General features: G+C 65.9%; 21 protein-coding genes. 10 read left to right on the top strand and 11 right to left on the bottom strand.

Annotated features, from left to right (window positions below):
• The first annotated feature begins 67 nt into the window (after nt 1-67).
• A complete protein-coding gene (locus AC5P57_RS15955; RefSeq protein WP_099552151.1) occupies nt 68-742 on the top strand; it encodes a response regulator transcription factor in 675 nt (224 codons plus the stop codon).
• Between the two features lie 4 nt (nt 743-746).
• Here the strand turns inward: AC5P57_RS15955 and AC5P57_RS15950 are convergent, their stop codons facing one another.
• Genes AC5P57_RS15950 through AC5P57_RS15935 form a run of 4 tightly spaced genes read right to left on the bottom strand, consistent with a single transcriptional unit; the run spans nt 747 to nt 7,706 of the window.
• On the bottom strand, nt 747-4,079 hold the full coding sequence (locus AC5P57_RS15950) for a hybrid sensor histidine kinase/response regulator (RefSeq protein WP_262235098.1): 3,333 nt from the start codon (nt 4,077-4,079) through the stop codon (nt 747-749).
• Nucleotides 4,080-4,114: 35 nt separating this feature from the next.
• Nucleotides 4,115-4,600: a MaoC family dehydratase gene (locus tag AC5P57_RS15945; RefSeq protein WP_099552153.1), complete on the bottom strand. Its 486-nt coding sequence runs from the start codon at nt 4,598-4,600 to the stop codon at nt 4,115-4,117.
• Nucleotides 4,597-5,475: an alpha/beta fold hydrolase gene (locus AC5P57_RS15940; RefSeq protein WP_495219664.1), complete on the bottom strand. Its 879-nt coding sequence runs from the start codon at nt 5,473-5,475 to the stop codon at nt 4,597-4,599. Before AC5P57_RS15940 ends, AC5P57_RS15945 begins: the two co-directional genes overlap by 4 nt.
• Nucleotides 5,476-5,507: 32 nt before the next feature.
• Nucleotides 5,508-7,706 (bottom strand): TonB-dependent receptor, encoded by a 2,199-nt coding sequence (locus tag AC5P57_RS15935; protein WP_262235100.1) that lies wholly within the window; start codon nt 7,704-7,706, stop codon nt 5,508-5,510.
• 197 nt (nt 7,707-7,903) lie between these two features.
• Between AC5P57_RS15935 and AC5P57_RS15930 the strand changes: the two genes are divergently transcribed.
• On the top strand, nt 7,904-8,908 hold the full coding sequence (locus AC5P57_RS15930; protein WP_142805996.1) for an extracellular catalytic domain type 1 short-chain-length polyhydroxyalkanoate depolymerase: 1,005 nt from the start codon (nt 7,904-7,906) through the stop codon (nt 8,906-8,908).
• Here AC5P57_RS15930 and AC5P57_RS15925 read toward each other — a convergent pair.
• The 3 genes from AC5P57_RS15925 to AC5P57_RS15915 form a co-directional block, all read right to left on the bottom strand.
• Complete coding sequence (locus AC5P57_RS15925; protein WP_262235101.1) at nt 8,874-9,782, bottom strand: AraC family transcriptional regulator; 909 nt, start codon at nt 9,780-9,782, stop codon at nt 8,874-8,876. The two genes, AC5P57_RS15930 and AC5P57_RS15925, sit on opposite strands and share 35 nt — an antisense overlap.
• A 45-nt stretch (nt 9,783-9,827) precedes the next feature.
• Complete coding sequence (locus AC5P57_RS15920) at nt 9,828-9,950, bottom strand: hypothetical protein (protein WP_260678182.1); 123 nt, start codon at nt 9,948-9,950, stop codon at nt 9,828-9,830.
• 135 nt (nt 9,951-10,085) lie between these two features.
• Complete coding sequence (locus AC5P57_RS15915; protein ID WP_262235102.1) at nt 10,086-11,012, bottom strand: ParB N-terminal domain-containing protein; 927 nt, start codon at nt 11,010-11,012, stop codon at nt 10,086-10,088.
• Nucleotides 11,013-11,203: 191 nt separating this feature from the next.
• Here AC5P57_RS15915 and AC5P57_RS15910 point away from each other — a divergent pair, with 191 nt between their 5' ends.
• The 3 genes from AC5P57_RS15910 to AC5P57_RS15900 all read left to right on the top strand — a co-directional run bounded on the left by AC5P57_RS15910 (nt 11,204) and on the right by AC5P57_RS15900 (nt 13,998).
• Nucleotides 11,204-11,365: a hypothetical protein gene (locus tag AC5P57_RS15910; protein ID WP_164145897.1), complete on the top strand. Its 162-nt coding sequence runs from the start codon at nt 11,204-11,206 to the stop codon at nt 11,363-11,365.
• A 76-nt stretch (nt 11,366-11,441) separates the two neighbouring features.
• On the top strand, nt 11,442-12,143 hold the full coding sequence (locus tag AC5P57_RS15905) for a lasso peptide biosynthesis B2 protein (RefSeq protein WP_099552158.1): 702 nt from the start codon (nt 11,442-11,444) through the stop codon (nt 12,141-12,143).
• Between the two features lie 13 nt (nt 12,144-12,156).
• Nucleotides 12,157-13,998, top strand: coding sequence for an asparagine synthase-related protein (locus tag AC5P57_RS15900; protein WP_262235103.1), 1,842 nt, complete (start codon nt 12,157-12,159; stop codon nt 13,996-13,998).
• On the opposite strand, the gene AC5P57_RS15895 is transcribed toward AC5P57_RS15900, so the two are convergent.
• Genes AC5P57_RS15895 through AC5P57_RS15880 form a run of 4 tightly spaced genes read right to left on the bottom strand, consistent with a single transcriptional unit; the run spans nt 13,995 to nt 19,933 of the window.
• Nucleotides 13,995-14,705: an ABC transporter ATP-binding protein gene (locus AC5P57_RS15895; protein WP_099552160.1), complete on the bottom strand. Its 711-nt coding sequence runs from the start codon at nt 14,703-14,705 to the stop codon at nt 13,995-13,997. The two genes, AC5P57_RS15900 and AC5P57_RS15895, sit on opposite strands and share 4 nt — an antisense overlap.
• A 12-nt stretch (nt 14,706-14,717) precedes the next feature.
• Nucleotides 14,718-16,076 (bottom strand): ABC transporter permease subunit, encoded by a 1,359-nt coding sequence (locus AC5P57_RS15890; RefSeq protein WP_262235104.1) that lies wholly within the window; start codon nt 16,074-16,076, stop codon nt 14,718-14,720.
• Nucleotides 16,073-17,500, bottom strand: coding sequence for a DUF3526 domain-containing protein (locus AC5P57_RS15885; RefSeq protein WP_262235105.1), 1,428 nt, complete (start codon nt 17,498-17,500; stop codon nt 16,073-16,075). The genes AC5P57_RS15890 and AC5P57_RS15885 overlap by 4 nt, the downstream gene beginning before the upstream one ends.
• Before the next feature lie 42 nt (nt 17,501-17,542).
• On the bottom strand, nt 17,543-19,933 hold the full coding sequence (locus AC5P57_RS15880) for a TonB-dependent receptor plug domain-containing protein (RefSeq protein WP_262235106.1): 2,391 nt from the start codon (nt 19,931-19,933) through the stop codon (nt 17,543-17,545).
• 126 nt (nt 19,934-20,059) lie between these two features.
• Between AC5P57_RS15880 and AC5P57_RS15875 the strand changes: the two genes are divergently transcribed.
• The 5 genes from AC5P57_RS15875 to AC5P57_RS15855 all read left to right on the top strand — a co-directional run bounded on the left by AC5P57_RS15875 (nt 20,060) and on the right by AC5P57_RS15855 (nt 25,350).
• Entirely contained in the window at nt 20,060-21,745 is a 1,686-nt protein-coding gene (locus AC5P57_RS15875; RefSeq protein ID WP_099552164.1) for an ABC transporter ATP-binding protein, read from the top strand.
• A gap of 75 nt (nt 21,746-21,820) precedes the next feature.
• On the top strand, nt 21,821-22,546 hold the full coding sequence (locus tag AC5P57_RS15870; protein WP_262235107.1) for a serine hydrolase domain-containing protein: 726 nt from the start codon (nt 21,821-21,823) through the stop codon (nt 22,544-22,546).
• 9 nt (nt 22,547-22,555) lie between these two features.
• Nucleotides 22,556-23,383, top strand: a complete 828-nt coding sequence (locus AC5P57_RS15865; RefSeq protein ID WP_262235108.1) for a S1 family peptidase — start codon at nt 22,556-22,558, stop codon at nt 23,381-23,383.
• A 141-nt stretch (nt 23,384-23,524) separates the two neighbouring features.
• Nucleotides 23,525-24,316 carry an RNA polymerase sigma factor gene (locus AC5P57_RS15860; RefSeq protein ID WP_262235109.1) on the top strand — a complete coding sequence of 264 codons (792 nt, stop codon included), beginning with the start codon at nt 23,525-23,527 and terminating at the stop codon, nt 24,314-24,316.
• Complete coding sequence (locus AC5P57_RS15855) at nt 24,313-25,350, top strand: FecR family protein (protein ID WP_262235110.1); 1,038 nt, start codon at nt 24,313-24,315, stop codon at nt 25,348-25,350. The genes AC5P57_RS15860 and AC5P57_RS15855 overlap by 4 nt, the downstream gene beginning before the upstream one ends.
• The last annotated feature ends 5 nt before the right edge of the window (nt 25,351-25,355 follow it).

Below are 25,355 nucleotides of genomic sequence, written 5' to 3'. Positions count from 1 at the left end.
TCCTGCTGTACCAGCGTACCTAGGTACCTGTTCCCGCGCGCACCCGATTTGCTAATCTCGCCTGGACATGCCGACCCTGCTCATCGCCGACGACCATCCCTTGTTCCGCGCGGCGCTGCATCGCGCGGCCGAAGAGGCGGTCGCCGGCCTGCAGATCCGCGAAGCCGATTCGCTGGACAGCGTGCTCGATGCGCTGGAAAGCCAGTCGATCGACCTGATGCTGCTGGACCTGCACATGCCGGGCAACCACGGGCTTGCTGGCCTGGCGACCATCCGTGCGCTGCAGCCGGGGCTGGCGATCATCATCGTCTCGGCCAATGAGGAACCGCAGGTGATCCGGCGTGCCATCGACCTCGGCGCGGCTGCTTATCTGCCCAAGAGTTCGGGCCTGCACGAGCTGCAGGCGGCGCTGCAGTCGGTACTGGAGGGCGAACGCTGGATTCCGGCCGTGCTGCGGGAGCCGGTGGCGCGCGTTGCGCCGTTCAGCAGGGACGCCGATCTTGCCGCGCGCCTGGCCAGCCTTTCCGCTCACCAGTACAAGGTACTGGGCCTGGTGGCCGAAGGGTTGCTCAACAAGCAGATTGCTGACCGGCTGGGTGTGCAGCTGCGCACGGTCAAGGCGCACATGACACGCATCATGGAGCGGCTGGGGGTACGCAACCGCGCGCAGGCCATCCGCGTGCTGCACGAAATGGGACTGGCCGATCCATCCCGGCAGATCGAAGAAGCGCCCGGGCCCTGATGGATCAGGGCGTGGCCGCAGTGCTCGCGGCCAGCAGGTGGTTGATCGCCCAGCGAAGTGCAAGCGGCTTGAACGGCTTGCTCAACAATGAGAGCCCCGCGCCACGCACTGCATCGCGCGTCGCGCTGCCGGTGTCCGCACTGAGGATCACCGTCGGCCGCAGCCCATGCATGGTCGACAGCCGCTTCCACAACGCGACACCGGTATCACCGTCGTCCAGGTGATAGTCGAACAGCCACAGCGCGGCCTCATGTGCTGATGCTCCGATCACATCGGCGCCCGTTGCCGCAATGACATCACATCCCCAGGAGTGCAGCAGCTGCCGCATCGCCTCCAGCGCAACCGGGTCGTTGTCCACCACCAGCACGCGGATGCCCTTGAGGGCGGTGCTGCCATTGACCATGGGCCCGCCGCGCGGTGCTTCCGGACGCTCAGCGCGGGTCACGCTGAGCGAGAAGGTCGAGCCGTGCCCGGGCACGCTGCGCAGGTGCAGGGGTGCATGCAGCAGATTAGCGATACGGTGCGCGATGTTCAGGCCAAGCCCCAGGCCCTGGCCATTGCTGCGATCGATCCGGTGGAATTCTTCGAAGACCACCGCCTGTTGCTCCGGTGCAATGCCGGGGCCGGTGTCATGCACGCCAATCGACAGCCTCTGGCCCTGGCGGCGGACCCCCAGCAGCACGCCGCCACGGCGGGTGTAGCGGATGGCATTGGCCAGGAAGTTCTGCAGCACCCGGCGCAGCAGCAGTGGATCGCTGTGAACCCAGGCATGGCTTCGCACATAGCCGAACTGCAGGCCGCGGGCGGCCGCGAGCACGGCGAACTCCTGTGCAAGCGGATCCAGTACGTTCGACACCGCGAACGGCCGAGGATCGGCCACCAGCCCACCGGCCTCCAGCCGAGAGATGTCCAGCAGGCCGGACAGCAGGTCATCGGTGGAATCCAGCGCGCCACGGATCTGGTGCAGGAAACTGTCGAGGAACTCCGATTCGATGTGCTGCGACATCGCGTCGGTCAGCAGCTGTGCCGCATGCAGCGGCTGGATCAGGTCGTGGCCCACGGCAGTCAGGAAGCGGGTTTTGGCCGCATTGGCGCGCTCGGCTTCCTGCACCGCCTGCTCCAGCCGGGCTGTGCGGTCCTGCACGCGGTGCTCGAGGGTTTCATTGCTGCGCTTGAGTGCATCTTCCGCCCTGCGGAACGCCGTGACATCGGTGAAGGTGGCCACATACCCACCACCCGGCATCGGGTTGCCGCGGATCTCGACGATGGTGTCGTCGGGGAAAACCCGCTCGGACAGGTGAGGTGTGCCACGCCGCATGTGTGCAACGCGGCGCTGCAGCGCCTTGTCGGGTGTGTCACCGGGGCTGTCACCGATCTTCAGCTGGTCCAGCGCCCATGCCGTGAGGTTGACCACGGGCTGTCCGACCTGCAGCAGCTCCGGCGGGAACCTGAACAACGCGGCGTAGCGGCTGTTCCAGGCCACCAGCTGCAGCTGTGCATCCACCACGCTGATGCCCTGGCTCATGTTCTCCAGCGCGGCTTCCAGCAGGCGCTGGTTGAAGCGCAGCACCTGGGTCGCTTCGCCAACGGCGCGAGTCACCGCATCCAGCGGCGCGGCGCCACCCTCGCGTGCGGCTTCGACCAGCAGCCTTGCCATGCCTGCGCCGACCACGGCCGTCAGCTCACGCTCGACGGCGGTAACCCGGTCATCATCCAGCATCTGCCCGGCGTCGCCCTCCAGCAGCTGGCGCGCACGCTCCTGGCCCAGGAAGCGACCGGCGGTCCTGCGCAGGGAAGCGGCAGCCACCGCATCCCGCCTTCGGGGTAGCGGCGGACGCACGGCCCTCGACACCAGGGCAACCGTCAGCAGATTGATCGCCAGGCTGGCCCCCATGCTGATCGCGATATGGCCGGGTTGCACGCGCAGCGAGACCACGGCCAGCCAGTGCAGTCCATCGGGACTGGCCGACGGTGTTGCGGCCGGGATCATCATCGGCAGCAACACCAGCCACAGCCAGGCCAGCGAACCCAGCACGATGCCGGCCATGATGGCCGGGGAAGGCGTGCGTGGGCGGTACACGGCCAGCAGCACCGCCGGTGCCAGCTGCGAGAGGGCGGTGAAGGACATCAGGCCGAAATCACTGAGTGCCTCGGTATCGCTCATCGCGCGGCTGTACAGCCACGCCATCAGGAACACGGCGAGGATGCCGGCACGTCGGAACGCCAGAACGCGCGGGCGCAGGTCGGCATTGGCCACGCCGCCGATGCTGCCGAGCAGGTGCGATCCGAATCCATGGTTGCCAAGCATGATCGACAGGGTCAGCCCCGAGAGGATCATCATGCCGGTGGCCGCGCTCAGGCTGCCCAGGTAGGCCAGCAGTGCAAGCAGGTGGTGGCCGCCAGCCTGGGGCAGGGCCAGCACATACAGGTCGGGGGATACCGATGCCGGCAGCTGCGCCGCACCGGCCAATGCCATCGGCACCGACGGCAGCCCGATCAGCAGCAGGTAGACGGGGAACATCCAGCGTGCCGTCTTCAGGTCCGAGGTCTGGCGGAGCTCGACCACGCCGACATGGAACTGGTGCGGCAGGGTGAATGCAGAGATGGCACCCAGCGCAACCATGGTGAGATAGTCCGGCACGATGGCCGGTGGCGGCAGCTGCGCCATCTTTTCCAGCAGCGGCGTGCCGGCCTTGTGCACGGACAGCGCCGCATACAGGCCAATGGCCAGCAGAGCGGTCAGCTTCAGTACCGACTCCAGACCCAATGCGACCACGATGCCGCGGTTCGGTTCGGTGGCCGATGCCTTGCGCGCACCGAACAGCAGGGTGAAGGTGGCCATCGTCAATGCGAACCAGAACGACATGTCCAGCTGCCAGTCGGCAGATGTGAAACGATCACCCAACAGTGCCCCCAGCCCTTGGCTGACCGCTCTCAGCTGAAGCGCGATGTAGGGAATGATGCCGAACAGCGCCACCAGGGTGATGGTGAAGCCAAGGCCGCGATCCGCACGCAGCCGTGCGACCACCAGGTCGGCGATGGTGGCACTGTTGTGCTGCTTGGCCAGCCGCCCCAGGCGGAGCAGGTACGGCAGGCCGAACGCGAAGATCAGCGCCATGCCAGCGAGGGTAGGCGGAATGGGGAAGCCCCATTGCAGCCCCTGCGACGCCGCGCCGTAGTACGTCCATGCGGTGCAGTGCACCGCCAGGGACAGCGCGTAGATGAGCGGCCATGCCTTCGAAAGCCGATGCCCCCGGCGCTCGCCCCACAGGGCCACGCCAAACAGCAGTGCGGTCCACGCAATGCAGGCCAGCAGCACGAAAGAGGGCGTCAACATCGCTCCAGTGTAGGCAGAAGCCGGGCGCGGCGGCGCTAGGCTGCGATCACGACCAGTGACAGCTGCTCGGCAACCAGTGCGATATCACCATCGGGAAGCCGTTCGACGCTCTTCTGCTGGGTCAGCAGCCACTGCCCGGGCTGGCGCAGCTCCAGCGAGAGCAGCCGCGAGCGGACGCGCACCTCCGAACCGCTCGGCACCGGCGCCAGGAAGCGCACCTTGTTCAAGCCGTAGTTGAGCACGTGGGCGATGCCGGGGAAGCCGGCGAGGGCGGCCACGTCGTCTTCCACGGTCAGCGACAGCAGCAGGAAGCCATGCGCGATGGTGTGCCCGCCCGGCAGCTCTGCCTGCGCCCGCGCCGGATCGACATGGATCCAGTTGTGGTCGCCGGTGGCGTCGGCGAAGGCATCGATGCGCGACTGGGCGATGTGGGTGGCGCCACTCAGCCGCTCACTGGCCGCCCATTGCTGCAACGCCTGCAGGGCAGCCGGCAGGGCAGCGTCGGTGCCCTGTGGGCTCATTCCACACGCTCCAGCAGGGCCAGGATCGCATGGCGGGCCTCAGGCTCGGACAGCATGGGCGCGTGGCCGACATCCGGCACCTCCACCAGCCGGGCATTCTCCGACGTCGCCGCCATCTGCCGTGCAACGTCGGCCGGCAGGATGTCGGACAGGGCGCCACGCACCACCAGCACCGGCACGCGCGAGGTCAGCCCGCGCACCGCGCGCCACAGCACCGGCCGCAGCAGCCACAGCACCCACGGTCGCGTGGTACGGATCACCGCCGGGTCGTAGTCCAGTTCCAGCAGCCCATCGCTGCGCGTGCGGAAGGTACGCACCGCCATCTGCCGCCAGTCATCGCTGCTGAAGCGCGGAAACGCGGTCTTTCCGATCGATGCCACATAGGCCGTGGCCTGCTCGAGATCCATCGGCGGCACCGGCTTGCCCGCGTACTTGCCGATCCGTGCCAGGGCCTCACGCGGCACCCTGGGGCCGGCATCGTTGAGGACCGCGCCAGCGATCCGTTCGGGCGCGCGCGAAGCGAGGGTGATGGTCACCAGCACGCCCAGCGAGGTGCCGACGAACAAGGCCTTGTCGATGTTCTGCGCGCGTAGCAGCGCGACCAGGTCGTCGGCATAGGTGCGTGGGTTGTAGCTGGTGGGATCATGCGCACGCTCCGACCCCGCGCGCCCCCGCAGGTCGACCGCGATCACGCGCCAGCCCTCGGCAGTGAGCGTACCGGCCAGCGCATCGAAATCGGCACCATTGCGGGTCAGACCGGGAATGCAGACCACGGTGCCGCGTGGTGCCGTTCCCGTACCCGGTGCATGGTCGCGCGCGTGCAGGCGCAGGCCATCATTGCTGTTCCAGTACAGATCTACGTAGGACTGCATCATGCAGGGGCTTCCTGGAAATCGTAACGGATGCGCTAGAAATCGTACCGGACGCTGAGGCTATATTGGCGCGGCGGGCCATAGAAGCCAATCAGCGTGCCGACCGCCGGGATGTTGTATCCGGTGGTGCGGTATTCCTTGTCGGCCAGGTTGGTGCCCTGCAGCGAGAAGGTCCACGCATCATCCAGGCGCCAGATGACGCCGGCATTGACCAGTCCATAGCCGTCCTGGCGGATCACCGGGCTCAGGTCGGTGGTGGGCCACACTTCGCTCTGGTAGCTGTAGCTCACCCGTGCCGACAGGTTGCTGCCGTTGGCCAGGTCGGTGCGGTATTCCACGTTGAACGCACCGGAGAACTCCGGGGCATTGGTGAACTTCATCTGCCTGGCCACGTTGACGCCGCGGTCGATGTACTCGTCGTACTTGGTATCCAGCCAGGCCAGGTTGCCGGAAATCAGCCAGTGCTGGCTGGGCAGGTACTGGTATTCGACTTCCAGGCCTTTGACGGTACCGGCGCCGGCATTGGTGAAATCTCCGAAGAAGGAATCATCGATGCCGTCGCCATTGGTATCCAGGCCGGTGAACACCGACAGCTGGATGTCCTTGTACTTGTTGTAGAACGCTGACAGGTTCAGGAACAGGCGCTGGTCGAGGAAGGCCATCTTGCTGCCGACCTCGTAGCTGTCCACGGTTTCGTCATCGAACGGCTCCGCCGAGCGGGGCACCGCCACCGCGTTGGCGCGGATGTTGTAGCCGCCCGACTTGAAACCGCGCGTGGCCAGCCCGTAGACCATGACGTCCGGGGTGATCTGGTAGTCCAGCGAAACCTTGGGCGAGACGTTCTTGAAGTTGGTCTTCTTGTCGAAGTCCGCCGTCACCGCCACCGGCCGGCTGAAGCCCGGGTCGGCATAGAGGCGGTTCAGCACGATCGCGCGCTTGTCCTCGTCGGTGTAGCGGGCGCCCACATCAAGCTTGAGCCTGCGGGTCAGGTCGAACGTCCAGTCTGCGTACAGCGCGACGCTGTCGGTCAGTACCTTGCCCTGGTTGTCGGCGAACTGTGCGCTGAAGTAGTTGTTCTGGATCTGGCCGCCGGCCTCGCCACTGAACTGGTACAGGCCGACCACGCCGCGCACGCGTCCGCCGGCATCGTAGTTCAGCTGAACCTCGTTGCTGACCTGCTCGTCGTGGTAGGTACCGCCCACATCGGCCAGCTTGATCGGCGTGGTGTCGAAGTCGATGTTGGCCTCGCTGTCCGATTCACGCTTGGCCACCACATACTTCACTGCGATGTCTTCGTTCGGTCGCCAGTTCACCGTGGCCGACGCGCCCTTGCTCTCCACGTTGTTGAGGTTGCGCATGCCCGAGCGGATGTCATAGCGGCTGTCCATCGGCGGGTAGGCGCGCAGGAACGGATTGGGCGCCAGCATCTTCGAGCCGCGCATGCCGGACTGATCGTCGATCCAGTCCAGTGCGAACTGCACGTCGAAGTCGTCGCCCGCATACGCACCCAGGTTCACGCGTGCCGCGTTGATCTGCTTGTCGCTGACCGGTTGGCCGTTGAAGGTGTTCTCGCCAAACCCGTCGTGGTTCATGCTGGCCACCGCCACACGGGCGCGCAGGCCGCTGTCGGCACCGCCAATCGGGCCGCCGATGGCCGCCTTCGCATCCAGCTGGCTGTAGTTGCCCACGGTGACCTGGGCGAAGCCCTCGGTCTGGGTGGGCAGGCCGCGCGAGATGTACTTGATCGCGCCGCCGATGGTGTTCTTGCCATACAGCGTGCCCTGCGGGCCGCGCAGCACCTCGATGCGCGAGACATCGAACACGTCCAGCAGCGCGCCCTGCGGGCGCGCGATGTAGACGTCATCCAGGTAGATGCCCACGCCCGGATCGGCGCCCCAGGTGGGGTCGGACTGGCCGATGCCACGGATGTAGGCGGTGACCGTGCTGCTGGCGCCGCGCGCCGCGTAGATGGTCAGGTTCGGCACCTGCGCATCCAGGTCGCTGATGTCCTGGACATTCATCCTGTCCAGCGCCTCCGAGGTAAAGGCGGTGACGGCGACTGGCACCTCCTGCAGGGTTTCCTCGCGCTTGCGTGCGGTGACCTTGATGCTGTCCAGGTTCGTGGGTGAAGCGGTCCTGCCTGCCGCCGGCACGGCCTGTGGCGTGTCCTGTGCCAGTACCGGCCCGGAGGCCAGCAGTGCGCCGATCATGAGACTCAGACAATTCCGTTTCATTCGGTCCTCCCCCAGGCGAGTGCTCACAGATGGCCCATTGCCACCCCTGCAGCCAAGGCTAGCGGTGTCATCCGGCAGCGGCGAGTGGACCTAGGTCCAGTCGGCAGCGGCCGCCGGATGCGGATACTGGGCGTGCCCCCAGCCGGACGCGCTCCCCGGTACCCCTTCATCCACGACTCACGCATGAGGATCTGGCCATGAAATCCGGAATCGATTCGATCAAGGCGGTACTGCTGGCAATGTGCTGCTGGTTGACGTCGGCAGGCAGCGTGCTCGCCGCGGACCCCGCAGGGCATTGGGACATCGGCCTGTACGGAAATCTGTTCGGCGCCCGCGAGTACCAGGTCTGGGTGCCGGCCGGCTACAACGACCAGCAGCCGCTGCCGTTGCTGCTGGTGCTGCACGGCTGCGTCAACGGGCCCAACCTGATGGGCGAGGCCTCCGGCTTCAACGATGTGGCCGACACCGAAGGTTTCATCGTGGTCTATCCGCGCCAGAACGTGACCTCCAACCCGGCGCGCTGCTGGAACTGGCAGCTGCCGATCAACCAGGCCCGTGACAGCGGCGAGGCGTCGATCCTGGCCGGCATCGTGGACAAGGTGAAGGCCGGTTACAGCGTCGATCCGCACCGGGTCTACGTCACCGGCATTTCCGCCGGCGGTGCGATGACCTCGATCATGCTGGCCTGCTATTCGGACGTGTTCGCCGCTGGTGCCATCCATTCCGGCGGCATGTTCAAGGGCGCGACCACCATTTCCGGCAGCGCCTATGCGCTGTTGGCCGGCAGCATCTATTCGCCGGACAGCAACGGTCGGCTGGCCTGGCAGTGCTCGGGCTCACCGTCGCCGCGGCCGCTGCCGGTGCTGGTGTTCCATGGCAGTGCCGACCTGACCGTCAATCCGGTGAACGGCCAGCAGGCCGTACGCCAGTTCCTGCAGACCAATGATCTGGCCGACGACGGCCAGGACAACGACTCGGTGAAGTACGTGCCGACCAGCACTTACCACGGCCAGGTACCGGGTGGGCGCGCCTATACGGTGGACACCTATACCTATGGCGGGCGCACGCTGGCACAGCACTATGTGGTACAGGGCATGGGGCATGCGTGGAGTGGCAGCCAGTCGGGCTTGCCGTTCACCGACCCGAAGGGCCCGGATGCCACGCTGATCACCTGGTTGTTCCTAAAGGGCTACCAGCGCTGAGGGGCAGGGCGGTCACTGGCGGTACGGGAGCCGAGGGCTCCCGTACCGCCAGGGTTTCAGCGCCAGGTCCGCGCAGCCGTGCACCCCGTTCGGCAAGGAATCGCTTGGGTGGGGCGCCCACCGTCTTTCGGAACATGGTCACGAACGCGCCCGAACTGTCATAGCCCAGGTCATCGGCAATGGCCTGCACCGTACGGCCCTTGCCCAGCATCGGCAGTGCGACCACCACATGCAGCTGTCTGCGCCAGCGTCTCACGCTCAGACCCGTTTCGCCGGAAAACAGGCGGGACATGTTGCGCTCGCTCATTCCAATCCGGCTCGCCCATACCTCGAGCGTGGCCCGCTCGGCCGGGGCGGTCAGCATTGCATTGGCCAGCTTTCGCAGCCTTGGGTCGGAGGGCATGGGCAGGTGCAGCCATTCCGGCGGTGCCGCGATGAGCTCGTCCAGAAGCACAGCCATCAGGCGCGCGTCCGCACTGCCAGCGGCGTACCGCCAGGGAAGCGCTGAGGTTCGTTCAAGCAGGGCATGCATGAATGGACTGATCGCCATTGCGAAGCAGTGTGTCGGCAGTCCAGCGATAGCCCCGGGCTCCACGAATACAACGAAGCCATGCGGCTTTCCTGTGCTGCTGGCCCGGTGGGACAGCCCTCCGGGAATCCAGATCGCTCCCTGTGGCGGGACGACCCACAGGCCTGCACGGGTCTCCAGCGTGATCAATCCGCTCGTGGCTACCAGGAGCTGTGCTTTCCGATGCTCATGAAAGGGCATTTCCCAAGCATCGGTGATGGGGTCCACGCCCAGCACCATGACCGGGCTGTCGACGCGATCGGGGTAGTCCGCCCCGATACCCTCCAGCTCGATAGTTGACGTCACCACTGCATCGCCCAGCACAACACGGCGAGGGGGACGTGCGCGCTGTCAATCTTCATGATCCGCCTGCTGCGGTTCATGTCTGTGCCAGACACAGACGAATCCCATCAGGACATGAACGATCGGCAGCTCTTCTCTTCCGGCTTCGGCAATCAGCGTGGTTGCACGCATGCTGGCATCCTCTTCTGTCGAGGATCAGAAGCGTATTGGGCAAAGCGGGGGCCGTCATTCGACAGTTCCGCCAGGTGATTCAGCAATCCGGCCATCTACCGTGCAACAGCCCAGACGAGTGCTGCGCCCGGTGCGCTACAGTGCCGGAACCGTGATCCGCTGCAGGTCGAGCTTTGCCCGCAGGGCGTAGTGCTTGCGGGTGACCGGCACGACACTGGTCAGGCGGGGGTCAACGTAGTCCTTGAAAAGGGGCGGCCGCGGCGACGAAAGATAGAACCCGCGATCCTGCCTGACCGCCGCCGGCAGCAGAACTTCGCTGAGGTCGCCGTCGGATGCATCGGTGACAAGGCAGGGCACATGGCGGAAGCCGAGCTTGCGCAGCAGGTACAGGCGGTGGGAGCCATTGGTCAGGATCACGCGCTTGCCGAACCGGGTGGCGCTGATCAGGTTGTCACTGAAACCGAGATAGATGACGACGGCGTGGCTGGCCGCGCCGAACGGCTCGTAGCCGGTGATGGTCGCCGGATCGATGGTCGCCACATCGAGGAATCGCAGGTCATTGGACGCGGAAGCAAATGTGTAACTGCCATCGGACTGGGTGAACCTGACGTCGGGGTGTGCATGGCGTCCGCTGCGGGCGACGAGCTGCATGATCTCCTGTGCGGTGGGCGAGGTGGGCATTGCCGCTGCCAACTGATCGATGTGACGCAGATTGATGCATTCCTGGAAGATCACCAGTCGATCAATCTCGACCATCTGCCAGGCGCGCGGCAGCACGCTGGTCATGCCGTGCATCGAAGGTTGCCGCAGCGCCTGATCGGCCAGCGGCATCATCTCTCCGGTCAACGGCTGGACAGCAATGGCGTCCGCCTCATTCGCCTCGTCCTGGCGCAGGCGATGCACGTCGCTGCGTGCGGCCCTCCAGGCGGCCACCAGTGCGGCCTCGTCGAAGCATCCCGGCGGGCAGCGCTCCCTGATGAAGCGGACGAAGGCCGGCAATGGAAACAGACCCTTCAGTAGAACGGTCGCGTCCACGCCGTCGTCAGTGATCTCGCTGCTCATCCATTCTCCGTCGCGGGGATTGCATCAACGGCCAGCAGACCGTCCTGTTCGTCACGCCAAAGTAATATGTTATATCGTAACATTTAGATGCCTTGGCGGCAATCGCCCTGCAACATGCGCGGCGATGGTGGCTTGGCTGCTCCGTATCCAATGCAACGCCTGGATACATCCACTGACTAGAGGAGATGTTCATGAACGAGCTGATTGAGCTGGGTGTAGTGGCAGGACAGCAGAACCCTGACGAACAGGGTGTGGGTGGTGAACTGATCGAGCTGGGCTCGGTGGTTTCGGAAACGAAGGCACACAACCACGGCACGTTGTGGGATGGCGTCTTCCCGACCACCTCGCCCTGATCTGCCGCGCAATGCGGTCACTGCGGTGCATGCCCTGCATGCACCGCTTCTTGGTCCCAGGGCAGGAGAGCACGTGATGGAGCAGGGCGCCGCCCCCTATTTCCTGTCGAAGCAGGCGCATGTCTGCGTCACCGGTGATGCGATGGTGATCCTTGACCAGGGCACGGGAAAATATCTCTCCATCGACAGGCGTGGCGCCGCAAGCCTGGGGGGCCTGGTTCTCGATTGGCCCTTGCCGCCCGATGGGCGACGGATGCCGAAGCTCCTCCAGTCGCTGATCGATCGCCAGCTGATCACCCGGGATCCACGGCAGGGGAAGTCCGCGGCAAGCCCCAGTCTCGAACTGCCACGGCACTGGGTACGCGAGGGTGAGCCGAGGGGATGCCCGAAGATCACCGCGCGCGACGTGGGAAGGTTCATGGCGTCGGCGGCCCATGCGGCCTGCTCCAGGGCGGTCCTGCCTTTCAGCGCCACAGTGTCATCGGCCCGCAGGCGCGCCGACATCTCCCAAGGCTCGGCGGCGAGCCTGCAGGAGCTGGCCTTCCTGGTCCGGGTGTTCGATTGGCTCCGACCCGTCGCATTCAGGAAGACCGATGAGTGCTTTCTCTACTGCCTGGCGATGAGGGAGTTCCTGTCGAAGTACGGGATCGTCCCTGCCTGGGTGTTCGCAGTCAGGACACAGCCGTTCGCTGCGCACTGCTGGCTGCAGCACGGTGATCACGTGCTGACCGATATTCCCTTCAACCTGCGCCGGATGGTCCCCATCCTGGTGCTGTAACGAAACCTGTCGCATGTATCGATACATCGCCGTGCTCTGGAACACGTTCTCCGAATCCGCGACTGCCCACGCGGGCCAGGCGGTGGCAAGGATCGAGGCCACGCTGCCCGGTGCCAGCTGCGTGATGAACGGAAACGGGGCTGCGATCTACGCGCAGACTGACAATCCCGGCTATTTCGAATGCAATCGATCCGGTTCCCTGGCGGTGCTCGGAGCGCTGTTCCACAAGCATTTTGGCGCAGGCATCGTACCTGAGCGCGTAGACCTCGATGCGGACTCGGCCGACAGCGCCTGCAGCACCCTCGGCCGCAGCATCGTCGAGCGGTACTGGGGCCGGTACGTGGCGTTCGGCTACCAGCCGCAGACAGCGAGCTGGTTTGTCCTGCGCGATCCCACTGCGGAGATCCCGTGCTACATGACCACGGTGGGCCAGGTGACGATCGTCTTCTCCAACATGGAGGACTGCCTGAGGCTGGGCCTGCGCGATTTCAGCGTGGACTGGTCGTTCCTGTCCTACTCCCTGTTGTACCCGTTTCGTGATGGCTTGCAGACCGGCTTCGAGGAGGTCACTTCCGTCGAGCCCGGCGAAGCGGTTTCGATCCGCGATGGCGAGCCGGCCGGCCGGCAATGCCAGTGGGACGTGGTGCGGCTGGCCCGCGACCAGGCTGTCGAGGACATCGACGAGGCCGTGCAGCTGGCCCGTTCAACACTACTCGGCTGCATCGGCGCGCTGGCCGGCCAGCACCGGAAAATCCAGTTGCAGCTGTCCGGTGGACTGGACTCCTCGATCATCCTGGCGGGCCTGCTGCATGCGCCCTCAGCTCCCGAGGTGACCTGTGTCCATCATTACGATGACGGCATCGGTGCCGACGAGCGGCGATTCGCACGAATGGCCGTCGAAGGGGCCCGGCAATCCTCGGGCAGGCACTGCGAATTCATCGAGTATCGACGGCAGCCACACTGCGCGCTGGAAGAGATCATGTCCTTCCCGAGGACAGCGCGGCCAGCGCATTGCTCCGGTTATCTCCTCCATCGACGCGACGTGGACTTCGACGGCGACACCGTACAGTTCACCGGTGTCGGTGGTGATGCAGTGTTCCTGCGTTTCAAGGGCAACGCTGCTGCGATCGACTACGCCTGGCGTCGTGGCATCGACCGGGGATTCTTCCGCGTGGCCTTCGAAACCGCGCAGTCCGGCGACTCGCTGTACGGCGTACTGCGGGATGCGCTCGTCCATGGCCTGCTCAGGCGTCCGGCCAGCATCAACGGCCGATGGGGCAAGCCCTGCCCATGGGTGCGGGTGGAGTGCGCCGAGCAGGATGGAATGCAGCCGGCCTGGCTTCGGCATGCCCTGGAGCAGGGGCATCATGTATCCCCCTACAAGCTGGCCCATATCGGCCGGATGATATTCCCGACCAGTGTGCTTGATCCGTTCGAGGGCGTGGGACGCTGGCATGGCGTGTCACCGATCAGTGCGCAGCCGCTTGTCGAGTTGTTCGCGCGCATACCGCTGCACCTGCTCATGGCCGATGCGGAGGACCGCACCATCGCGCGGCGTGCACTGAACGGCCTGCTGCCGGAGGCGCTGCTGTCGCGAAAGGTGAAGTCGTATCTGGATGATCACTCCGTGGCCGTCACCCAGGGGCACCAGCAGTTCATCAGCAGTCTGCTTGTCGATGGGTTCCTGGCCAGGCGTGGCTACCTCGACAGCGCACTGGCCGATGCGGGCATCCGGCGGGTCAGCCCGGATCACTCGTCGCAGGTGCTGGGCATCTTCGGCCCGCAGATCAACATCGAAGCCTGGCTCAGGCGCTGGTCCGGCCAGGCTGGCCCGCAGACAGTCGGCGTGGTCTAGGCGTTCCGGCTCATCTCTTCCAGGTAGAGGCTCTCGAGATCGTTGGCGGTGATCGTGCTGGCATCCAGCGTCCTGCGCAGGCGGCCGGCGCGCATCAGGCCGATCGTGGTCGCCACCTCGCGGGCCCGGAACAGATCGTGGGTTGCCATCAGGATCGCCGTACCGCGATCACGCTCCCGTACGATCAGCTCGTGGAATTCGGCGGATGCCGTGGGGTCCAGGCCAGAGGTCGGCTCATCCAGCAGCAGCGCCTTGGCTTCCTTGACGATGGCCAGTGCGATGCCGACCTTCTGCCGCATGCCCTTGGAATAGAGGCCCACGCGCCGGCCAAAGGCCTCGGTAGCCAGCCCGGCGGATCTTAGCGCCTGCTTCAGCCGCGCAGGCGAGCGTTCCTCGACACCGGCCAGGCGGGCGAAATAGTCCAGGTTCTCATAGCCGGTCAATTCTTCGTACAGCGCCACGGTCTCGGGGATGTACAGCAGCCGCCGGCGTACCTCCTGTGGCTGCCGGTGCGCGCTGAGCCCGTCCACATCGGCCGAGCCGGAGGTGGGTTTCAGGAACCCGAGGAACAGTTTGATGGTCGTCGACTTGCCCGCGCCGTTGGCGCCCAGCAGGCAGAAGATTTCCCCCGGCTTCACCTCGAAGCTGACGTCGTCCAGCGCCCGATGCGCGCCGTGTTCCATGACCAGGCTTTTTGCAGACAGCATGTGGATGTTTCCTCAGGGCGTGGCCAGCCGGCCGCGCAGCATGGCGGCGGCAAGCAGGACAATCAGGCTGGCGATGATCAATGCGGCAAGGTCGGCCAGGACACCCCGCTGGGCAGCGCCTTGGGTGTCGCGGAACTGGAAGCGCGGGAGCGACTCGTACTCGTCGAGGGTCTGCGACCGGTCACGGTCCAGATAGCCCTTGTGCAACAGCCGCCGGGCCTGCCAGAAGGTGTGGACCTGACGCTGGAAGTCGAGCGCGCGGTCGGCATCCGAGCCTGCGATGCGGTCAAGCGCGTCCTGGGTGGCCACGGCGGGCAGCAGCAGTCGCGCCCTGTCCAGTACGCGACGGTGCGCTGCCTCCGCCCGGGCGTGCGAGGCCATCAGCGTGGCCAGTTCACGATCAGCGGCAACCCGGTCGGCATAGGCCTGGCGCACGACATCGGGGATGACGGGCGATGACCAATGCTGGGGTGCCGGTCGTACGAGGTGCTCGCGCTGCTGGCGATTGGCGATATCTGACTGCATCGCCTTCACTTCCGTGGCGAACCGCATCTGCGACGGTGGCGGCGCGATCAGGTTCACCGCGGCCAGGGTCAATGAGGGGGCCATGACCACGATCAGCAGCCACAGCGCGCCAGCGGCGATGGCCGCCTCGGTGGTGCGGCGGGAAAGGCACGCGATCAGCATCGCCAATGCCAGCCAGAAAGCACTGTAGGCGAATACGGTCAGGGCCAGCATGATCAGTCCCGCAGGGCTGCGGGCGCCTGACCAGATGGCCATTGCGACGATGATGGCCAGCGTGGGCAGCAGCACCACCAGGCCGCGGGCCAGGGCTTTGACCACGAGCAGTCGCGTCGCCGAAACCGGCTGCGACAACACCAGCGCCGCGATCCCGCGCTCGCGCTCACGCGACCACAGGTCATGGGTGGCCACGAGAATGACCAACGGCAGCAGGAAGACGATGACGAAGGCCAGATCGAATCGCCCTGCAGCCCGTGCCGCCGGATTGCCGATGTCGGCCCAGACGTGCTTGAGCAGCTGGGTCGGATCGCCCAGCGCGACCACGTCGGCGGTGTAGGGATAGGCATCCGCCTGGCCGATCGACAGCGATGCCATCTCACCGGGCACAAGCACCGGCTGCACGCGGGGCAGCACCGACGGCGCCTTGCCGACGAACTCGCGGCTGCGATCCCTGGTCTGCTGCTCTTCCTGCTTGATCAGTGCGATGGCCGCCTCGCGCTGGTCCACCCAGGCGCGGCCGTTCCAGGCAGCGTAGGCCACCAGCCCCAACAGGAGGACAAGCAGTACCGGCAGCGCCCGGTCGCGCAGCAGGCGACGGACCTCGTAGCGGGCAATCGACACCACGCTCATGGCGATCTGCTCAGTTGCCGGGACGAAATGACGACCACCATGAGGCCGAGCATCAGCCAGGCCAGCAGAATGGCGAGGTTCACGCCCTGGATTGCGGCGATGCCAGCCAGGGTCTGCTGCGGCGCCCGGTACTGCACCGGACGGGTGATGCCGGCGATATCGGCCACATGCTTCCCGCCCCCTGGCGCCTTGTGCAGTTTCACTTCCTGGTTGAGTGCCTGGATCAACCGGTAGCGGTAATCCTCCACGCCACGCAGGAATGCCAGGTGTGCCCGGAAATCCGTGCCCGCGAACGCACGCGACCAGGACTGCAGCGCCAGCGTTGGAGAGACAATGGCGAACAGTCGCTGCGTGGCATCCTGCTGCTGGTAGGTGGCATGCAGGTTGTCGAAGTGGCGGTTGTAGACGCGCGTCGAGTTCGCCTCGGCAAACTCCAGGGCCACGCCGCGGAAGTTCACCGGCAGGTCGTCCACGTTGTCGACGCGGTAGCGCGCCATCAACGCCGTGCGCAAGGCATCCAGCCGCTTGTCCGCCGGGTCATGGCCATCCGCACCGTTCTCCGCTTCTTCGGTGACGCCAGCCCTGAAGGAGGGTGCGGAAGGGGTCGGATGCAGGGATTCGGCCACGGCGGGCGCCACCCTTGGCACCAGCAGCGTGGATACCACCCAGAAGCCCAGCAGCACCACCAGCGACGTTCGAGCGGAGCCGGCAAGTGCCGACACGCCCACGGTAAACGCGCAGAACACCAGCAGATAGAGCGCATAGGCTGCGGCAAGTGCGAGCAGGGCGGCGATATCCGCGGCCCCCCCGTACTGGATGGACAGCCCTGGAAGGCTGATCAGCAGCATGGCCATCACCAGCAGCAGCGAGGCGGCCGCCAGGGCAATCAATCGCCCGCTGATCAGCACGCCGGCCGAGGCGCCGGTGCCGAGTTCCTGGCGCAGCGTCTCGCGGGCTACATCGCCGGACAGGCTGGCGAAGCCGGCCAGGATGATCAGCAGCGGCGCCACGACCTGCAGCGCCCATGCTGCGGAGAAGCCCTGGAAGCGACTGAGTGCGGTGCCGGCGTCCACGGCGCGGTGCCGGGCCGGGTTCTGTGCATGGCCCTCGATGAACACCGAGGTCCCCAGGAAATCCGTCAGCCCCGGGTCCAGCGCCGCCAGCGGCCGCACGGGTGCAGGAATGGCACGCCCCACATGGGCGGCACTGTGGGGATCGATCGTGCCCTGGCTGTCCCACAGCCGCGTCTCTTCCTCGCTCACTGCCTGGCGCTCCTGCGCCTGCAGGGTCATGCGTGCGGCACCGCTGAGCACCGACGCACCTGCAATCAGCAACAGGGCAACGGCGAGCCACAGCACACGCCGCTCTCGCCACATCAGCATGAGCTGGGTGGACGCAACTGCGAAGGCCTGCTGGATGGCCATCGTCGGCCTCGACCGGGCAGGGGAGTGGGCGTGCATGCGGGCCTACCAGCGATGGGTCAGCGTCATGGACAGGAAGCGCCCCAGCGCTGTCGCGTTGGTGGGGTCGTAGCCGGTATTGATGCTGTTGATGATGAACGGCGGATCCCGGTCGAACAGGTTCTGCACGTTGAACGCGAGCGAGGTGCCGCGCTGCGGGTCCGGCGACGCACCGAAGTGATAGGCGAGGTTGAGGTCGACGGTCGTCCACGAGCTGACGTGCGGGCGGGCAAGGTTGGCCGGATCGCGATAGCTGTCCACGTAGTTCACGAACAGCCCGCCCGCGGCCTGCTGCCGGCTCAGTGCGATGCCTCCGCGCAGCTTCAGGTCCACCGGGTAGTACACCGCGTTCACCGCATCCACTTCCGGAGAGGTGCTGGTCACGCGCCGCTTCGAATCGATGATGTACTGCCCGGCCAGGTCGATGGCGATGCGGGCCTGGCCGGCGTCGAAGCCGTAGGAAGAACTGAAATCGATGCCTCGCTGCCGGGTAAAGGCGTTGTTTCGGAAGCGGTTGTCGAGGATCACCTGGCTGTTGGTTTCGTCCGTTCCGGCGGGCAGCGCATACGGGCCCACGCGCGAGACGAACAGGCCCAGCCCCGACACACCCAGCTGGCGTGCCTGCTGGATCTGCTGCTGCGTGGGGTTGGTGGTCAGGATGTCCGCGTAGGGGGCGGTGGACTGGAGGAACAGCGAGGGGAAGCTGCCGCCGAAGCCACTGCCGATGCGGTCGGCGTAGTCGATGTGGTAGTAGTTCGCGTCGATCTTGAGGCCAGGCACCGACGGTGGCGCGAACGAGAAACCGCCGGTCCAGGTCTTGGCACGTTCGGGGCCCAGATCCGGGTTGCCATTGGACAGCATCATGAGGATCGTGTTGCCGCCGGGTGCGGCCGGGTTGGGTACGTTCGCCACCACTACGGTGTTGTTCAACTGCATGTCCTGGTACACCGGCGCCCGGTAGGAGCGGCCATGGCTGGCGCGGAACGAAAACCCCTCGGTGGCCTCCCACAGCACGCCGAATTTTGGATTCAGCGTGGAACCGAAATCGCTGTAGTCGTCATAGCGCGCCGCCGCGGTCAGGGACAGGCTGCGCACACCCGGCAGGTCCTTCAGCAGCGGAACGTTGAGCTCGGCAAAGGCGGACCTGACGGTGCGCTGCAGGTCGAGCGGCTTCTCCAGGCCGCGGTGATCGACCAGTTCGTAGCCATCACGACGGTACCCCGCTCCGAATGCAGCACGTACGCCGCCGGCGGGCAGGTTGAACAGTTCGCCGTCGGCAACCACGTCCAGGTAGCGCGATTCGGAATTGGTGTTGGTGGGCGGCGCGGTACTGGCGGAGCTGCCGGTGATGGTGGTGCGCTGGTAGGACACATCGCTCCTGCCGAACCCGGAATCCAGGCGTGCCTGCCACTCATTGGGAAGATCCAGCGTGAGGCCGGCGAACAGGTCGAACTGCCGCGTGTGCGGGAACAGCCGCGTTTCGTCGGCCGTGCCGGAGATGGTGGTATCCATCTCGCGCTTGGCAAACGAGCCGGTGACGTTCAGGGTCAGCACATCACTGAGCTGCTGCACGCCGTCCACGTACAGGCTGTGCCGCTTCGATCCTGGATAGAGGTCGTAGGGCCTGACCCGCACGTTTCTCGAGAAGTCCTTCTCCACCGCAGGCAGGTTGCCCTGCTTCAGGAACTCGTAGCTGGCCAGCACGTGGCCGCCTTCCCACGACCAGCCCGCCGACTGCGATGCCTGGTATTCCTCCATGCTGCCGGCGGTCACCGTGCCGTAGCGCACAGCGGTCTCGTAACCGGTGAAGTCGCGCCGCAGGATGATGTTGACCACGCCCCCGACCGCATCGGTGCCGTAGATGGCCGAGGCGCCATCGGTAAGGATTTCCACGCGCTCGACGGCACTCAGCGGGATCAGCGACACATCCACATACTGATAGCGGTTCGATGAGGTCACGCGGTGGCTGTTGATCAGGGTCAAGGTGGTGCCGGTACCCAGCCCGCGCAGGTTCAGGGCAGTGCCCTGGCCGAAGTTGTTGCCGGTATCGCGGTCAACCCCCAGGTTGGCAACGTTCGCACCGTTCGCGCCACCGCCGAAGTTCTGCGGCAGTTTCTCGAACAGTTGCTGCACGGTGGCTGCGCCTGTGCGGTCGATGGCCTCCCTGTCGATCACGATGACCGGGGAGGCGCCGCCACCTACGGCGTTGCGGATGTTGCTGCCCACCACCAGGACCTTGTCCAGGGTGGCGGTCGGGGCCTCGGGCGGCGAGCCTGCCGCGCTTGAGCCACGGCCAGCGACCGTGCTCTGTGCCGCCGCCGGCAGGCTGGCCAGCAATGCAGCAGCGATGCCGAGGGCCATGCATGCGCGCGGCGTGGCAGTGGATACGTTCGTCATTCCCCGGTCCATCGATCCCATCCGAAAGTGGCCTGCAACGCGGCTGCGTCGCCCCAGATGGAGATGTTATATCATAGCATTCAAGAGGCAATGGACAGGCGCCGTCGGGCTGCTGGGACGACATCAATGACGAAGATCGCAGCTCCGCCGCCTGTTGCCGAGATCCTGGCGGCGTACTGGAAGGCTGACCGCAGGCTCCTGCTGCTGATCGCCGGCAGTGTCCTGCTATCCAGTCTTGCAGGTGTTGCAGCGCCGTACCTGTTCTCGCGCCTGATCGACCGCCTGCCCATCGATGGAGTCAACGCGCTGGCGTGGGGATTCCTGCTCTACGCCGTCGTGCTGGGCGTGGGCAGTGCCCTGCAGAACACGGTGCAGTACCTGTCGTTCCTCAGTGGCGAGAATCTGGGCTTCATCACCAGCACCCGCTACTTCGCCCGCCTGTTGAAGAAGACCAACAGCTTCTTCCTGGACCACAACCCCGCCGAGCTGCAATCGGCCGGGGAAAAAGGCCGTGGCGCACTGAAGATCATCGTGCAGCTTGGCCTGGTTGCCTTCATTCCCAGTGCGTTGCAGATCCTGCTGACCCTGGTGACGCTGGGTGCGTTGATCAACCTGCAGGTGGTGGTGATCGTGCTGGCTTACGGCACGGTGGCGGTCACGCTCTCGGCCATTGCCACCCGCCGTGCCCGCATCCATCGCGAAGCCGCCGTCGAAGCCGGGCAGCAGAATGCCCGTTTCGTTGGCAACGCCATGAACGCCATGGAAACGCTGCGCCAGTTCGGCGGCAGCGCCTGGATGGTGCAGCGCTTCGAGCGGAAGGCCCAGGACGTGCGTGACAGCTGGCGCGCCTATGTGCTGCAGCGGATAGGCTTCATCGCCCTGCTGGGCATCGGCCTCGCAGTGGAGTTCATCGTGACCTTCCATCTGCTGCTGCCGCGCTACCAGAGTGGGGCGCTCAGCGTCGGCGACATCGTCCTGTTCAATCTGCTGCTGCTCCAGCTGAACATGCCGTTCGAGATGATTGCCCGTTCCATCGACGACGTCGCGCGCTCCTGGAGCATGCTGGGCCCGCTTTCAACCCTGTGGGCGGCGCCCGAAGAACGGCAGGTGGCCCATGCCCAGCGCTTCGCCGGAGGCAATGGCCGGCTCGAGTTCCAGCGGGTCAGCCATCGCTACGGCAACGGGCGCGGGGTGGACGATGTCTGCTTCCAGGCCGGGCGGGGCGGCATCACCTTCCTGATGGGGCCCACCGGGTCGGGGAAGTCGACGTTGTTCAAGCTGGCCCTGAAGTCGATCGATCCCCAGCGTGGCCGGATTCTCGTGGACGGCGTCGAACTGTCCGATATCGACCGAGCTGCGTGGCATGCCGCGGTCGCGGTGGTTCCGCAGGACGTCATCCTGCTCAATGAAAGCCTGGCCGACAACATCCTGCTGGGGCGTGCGCGTGATGATGGCCGGCTGCGGCATGCCGCACGCAGGGCCGCGATCCTGCCATTGATCGAGGCGTTGCCCGAGGGGCTGGAGACCACGGTGGGCGAGCGTGGCCTGAAGCTTTCCGGCGGGGAGCGGCAGCGCATCGCAATCGCGCGTGCGCTGTATGGTGAACCGGCAATCCTGTTCCTGGACGAAGCAAGCTCTGCCCTGGATGAAGCCACCGAGCGCGAGATCATGGACCACATCCGTGCCATTGCCGGTGACGTCACCGTCGTGGCCATCACCCACCGGCGCAGCATCGTGACCGCGACCGATCGGCTGATCGATCTCGGGGAGGGCCATCAAGGCAGGGCAGGGGCGCTTTCTGCCTCCGGGTGATCGGCCTGGCAATGGGCTATCGTGTGCGCTCATTCCCGATCGCCCTTCAAGCGCCAGCGCATGGAAGCCCTTTCGATGACCGTTCGAAACCGGCGGTGGCTCAACGCCTTCGCCCTGTCCGCCGCCCTGCTTGGCGCAGGCTGCTCCGCCGGAAAGGCTACGCCGAAGGATCTGGGGGCGGACATCGACCAGGTCGCGCAGACTTTGATCGAGCAACCGCTGCTGCACGCTGCCTCCATCGGAGTGGTGTACCGGGGCAGGACTTTCATCCGCCATCGCGGTGACATGGAAACCGGCAAGCCAGGGCCGCCCACCGACGCAACCGTTTACGAAATCGGCTCGTTGAGCAAGACCCTGGCCGGCACCCTGATGGCCAACGCGGTCCTGGAAGGCAGGCTGGGCCTGGAGGATGACATCCGCATGTACCTGCAGGGCGACTATCCGAACCTGCAGTACCAGGGCCACCCCATCCGCGTCCGCCACCTGCTGTCGCATACCAGTGGCCTGCCGAACATGCTGCCGGAACGTGCGAACACGGTGCTGGAGGATTTCACCGACCACCGCACACCGGCTGAACTCAACGCGATCTACGCAGGCTACGGCAAGGCCGATTTCCTGAGGGACCTGCATGCCATGCAGATTCCGCGGATGCCGGGGAAAGAGTACGCGTACTCCAGCGTCGGCACGCAGCTGTCCGCGCACATTACCGCGCGGGCCATGGAGGCAGCGTTCGATTCGCTGGTCGAGAGAATTGCTGCACGGGAGCAGCTCGCGGATGATGGGGCATCGCAACCACACTAAGGGTCTCCAATGAGACGCTGGCTCTTCCTGGCGCTCGCCGTGCTTCCACTCGCCGCCGGCGCGGTTGTCATCCGCGATGATATCGATGATGCGAAGTACCGTATTGAAGCATCGGCGTTCCCGGCGCTGGCCGACATGCCAGGCGAGGGCCACGGTGTCCTCATCGCCCCCGGATGGGTGCTGACCGCGGCCCATGCAGCGCCGATGGAAGGGATGGGTGCAACCATCGCCATCAACGGGAAGAGCTACGGCGTTGCTCGGGTTTTCCTGCATCCAGGCTTCAAACGAATGCCGGACGCCTTGGGCAAGGAGGCCATGGCAACGGGAAGTCCCTCCAGGATCCACGCCTTCCTGGCCACGTCGGACGATATCGCGCTGATCAGGCTGGCAGCGCCAGCCAGCGATGTGCTACCGGTAGCGCTCTATCGGGGAACGGGCGAGGCCGGGCAGGCTGCAGCCCTGATCGGGAAGGGCGCTACCGGCAACGGCGCCACGGGCCTGGTGCCGAACGGGTCGCATCGCACGACCCTGCGCCGGGCGTACAACGCCATCACCGGCGGCAACGAACGCTACCTCTGGTACCGGTTCGATCGGCCGCCGCAGGGCCTGCCGCTTGAAGGCGTGCTCGGCAACGGCGACAGCGGTGGCCCGCTGTTGATCGAGGATCAAGGTGCGTGGAAGCTGGTTGGCCTTGGGTCCTGGATCACTGCCGTTCCCGAGCACGCCCTTGAAGCGGGCTTCTATGGCCAGGTGGTCTACAACGTTCGCGTGTCCCGCTACATCGACTGGATCGAGGACGTGATGTGCCGCAACGGCGGCGCCTGCCGTCAGCCGTGATACCGGCGCTGGCAGGGGTTGCCCACTGACCCTGGCGTGGCTGCCTGCCAGGCCTTGCATCGGTCCTGCTGGACTTCCACTCGGGCAGGGGGTGTTTCAATTGCAAATGACTCGCATTACACTCCGGCCACTTCCCCATTGTTGACGCCTGCCGCCCACGTCGGCAGTTCATCCGGCTACCCCAGTGACGTTCACGCCCCTCCTGTGCCGATCGCAGATCCCTGCAACGGGGATACCGTGCCTGCGCTAGGTCGCGACACGGCGGAGGATATGGAGGGGCCCGACGCATCATCGGTTGCGGCAGCTCGCCCGGATGCCGGCAGCACCGCCACTGGCGGCATCCTGGCCAAGGCCTATGAGCGTTGGCGGCGACCGATACTGCGCAGCCTTACCCGCTTCAGAGGCAGCGTCGTCGACAGCGAGGACGCGCTGCACGACGGTGCGGTGAAGTGGATCGCGGCCCATCCGGCGCTCGATTCCTGTGACAAGCAGGGCGCCTATCTCCGGCGGACGGTGATGAACACCGTGGCCGACGAATACCGCGAACATCATGCCGGCCGCCGCCTTCAGGTCGTGCCTCTGGCAGACGCTGAGGAAGCCGGCCACGTGATGGCCGGCGATGAATCACAGTGCCCGTTGCAGGTCACTGCACAACGGCAGCGCCTGCAGCGCCTGGCGGAAGCGCTTTCCGAACTGCCCGAGCGTCAGCGCGAGGCCTTCGTGCTCAGCCGCTTTGATGGCTTGACCCAGGAAGACGTGGCTGCCCGCATGCAGATCTCCCGGCGCATGGTGGTCAAGCATCTGTCGCGTGCGGTTGCCTACTGCGAAGTGCGGGTACGCTATGCATCCCTGGCGCAGATGCAGGCACTGCATCGGCCAACCGGGGCGGGCGATGCAGTGCCTGCCTCTGATGCTGATCTCTCCTGCCGATGAACGACACTCCTCCTGCCGCAGGTTCCGATCCGTTTGCCCTGCATGAGGCGGCTGCTGCGTGGCTGGTGCGCCAGCAGGATGCGGACTGGCAGCCGGAGGATGAGGCGAGCCTGCAGCGGTGGCTGGCCGAGAGCGAAGCGCACCAGCAGGCATTCGCCGAGGTGGCCAGAACCTGGCACGACCTGGGCCAGCTGCCGCGCCCCATGCTGGCCTCGGACGGGCCTGCGGCGCTCGCACCAACGGCACCTGCAGCTCCGCGACGGGACGGCAGGGCGTGGCGTGGGCGGTCGCGGCGCCTGCCACGCGTTGCGGCGGCTGCGGCCGTGGCGATGCTGGCCCTGGGTTACGTCGGCTACGGTTGGTACACCGCGCCCAGCTATGTGCAGGACGTGGCCACTGGCGCGGGCGAGATCCGTGACCTGCAACTGCCGGATGGCTCGCGGATTTCGCTCAATGCACGCAGCTCGCTGGCCGTGCACTTCTATCGATCCCGTCGTGAAGTCGTGCTCAGCCAGGGCGAGGCGTTCTTCGAGGTCGCCCCGGCGGCCGACCGGCCCTTCACCGTGGATGCGCAGCGTAGCCGGGTGACAGTGATTGGCACGGCCTTCAACGTGCGCAATGCGCCCGGCGAAGTCGTGGTCAAGGTGCTGCATGGGCACGTGCGGGTACAGCCGGATCGGGCCGAGGGCACCGCGCCGCTCAGCCTGCACGCCGAACAGGGCCTGGCCGTTGCCACGTTTACAGCCGCCTATCGCCCCATTGCGGCAAACGCAGAGAGCATCGGCGGCTGGCGCAACGGGCGCCTGGTGTTCCGGCGTACCCCGCTGGACGAAGTGGTGCAGGAAGTCGGGCAGTATCTGGGCCATCCCGTCACGCTGGGCCAGCCCGGGCTGAAGTTCCTGCCCGTCTCCGGGTACGCAGCCACCGATGCCCCGGCCATTTTCCTGGAGGCGTTGCCGGATCTGTTGCCTGTGCAGGTGACCCGCAATGCCCAGGGCGGCTATCGCATCGACGAACGGCCTGTGACTCGCTGACGCCC

It is taken from the genome of Stenotrophomonas sp. YJH_SMC_79 (assembly GCF_059367995.1).
Note: the sequence above shows the minus strand (reverse complement) of the source record. Positions and strands in the feature narration are given on the sequence as shown.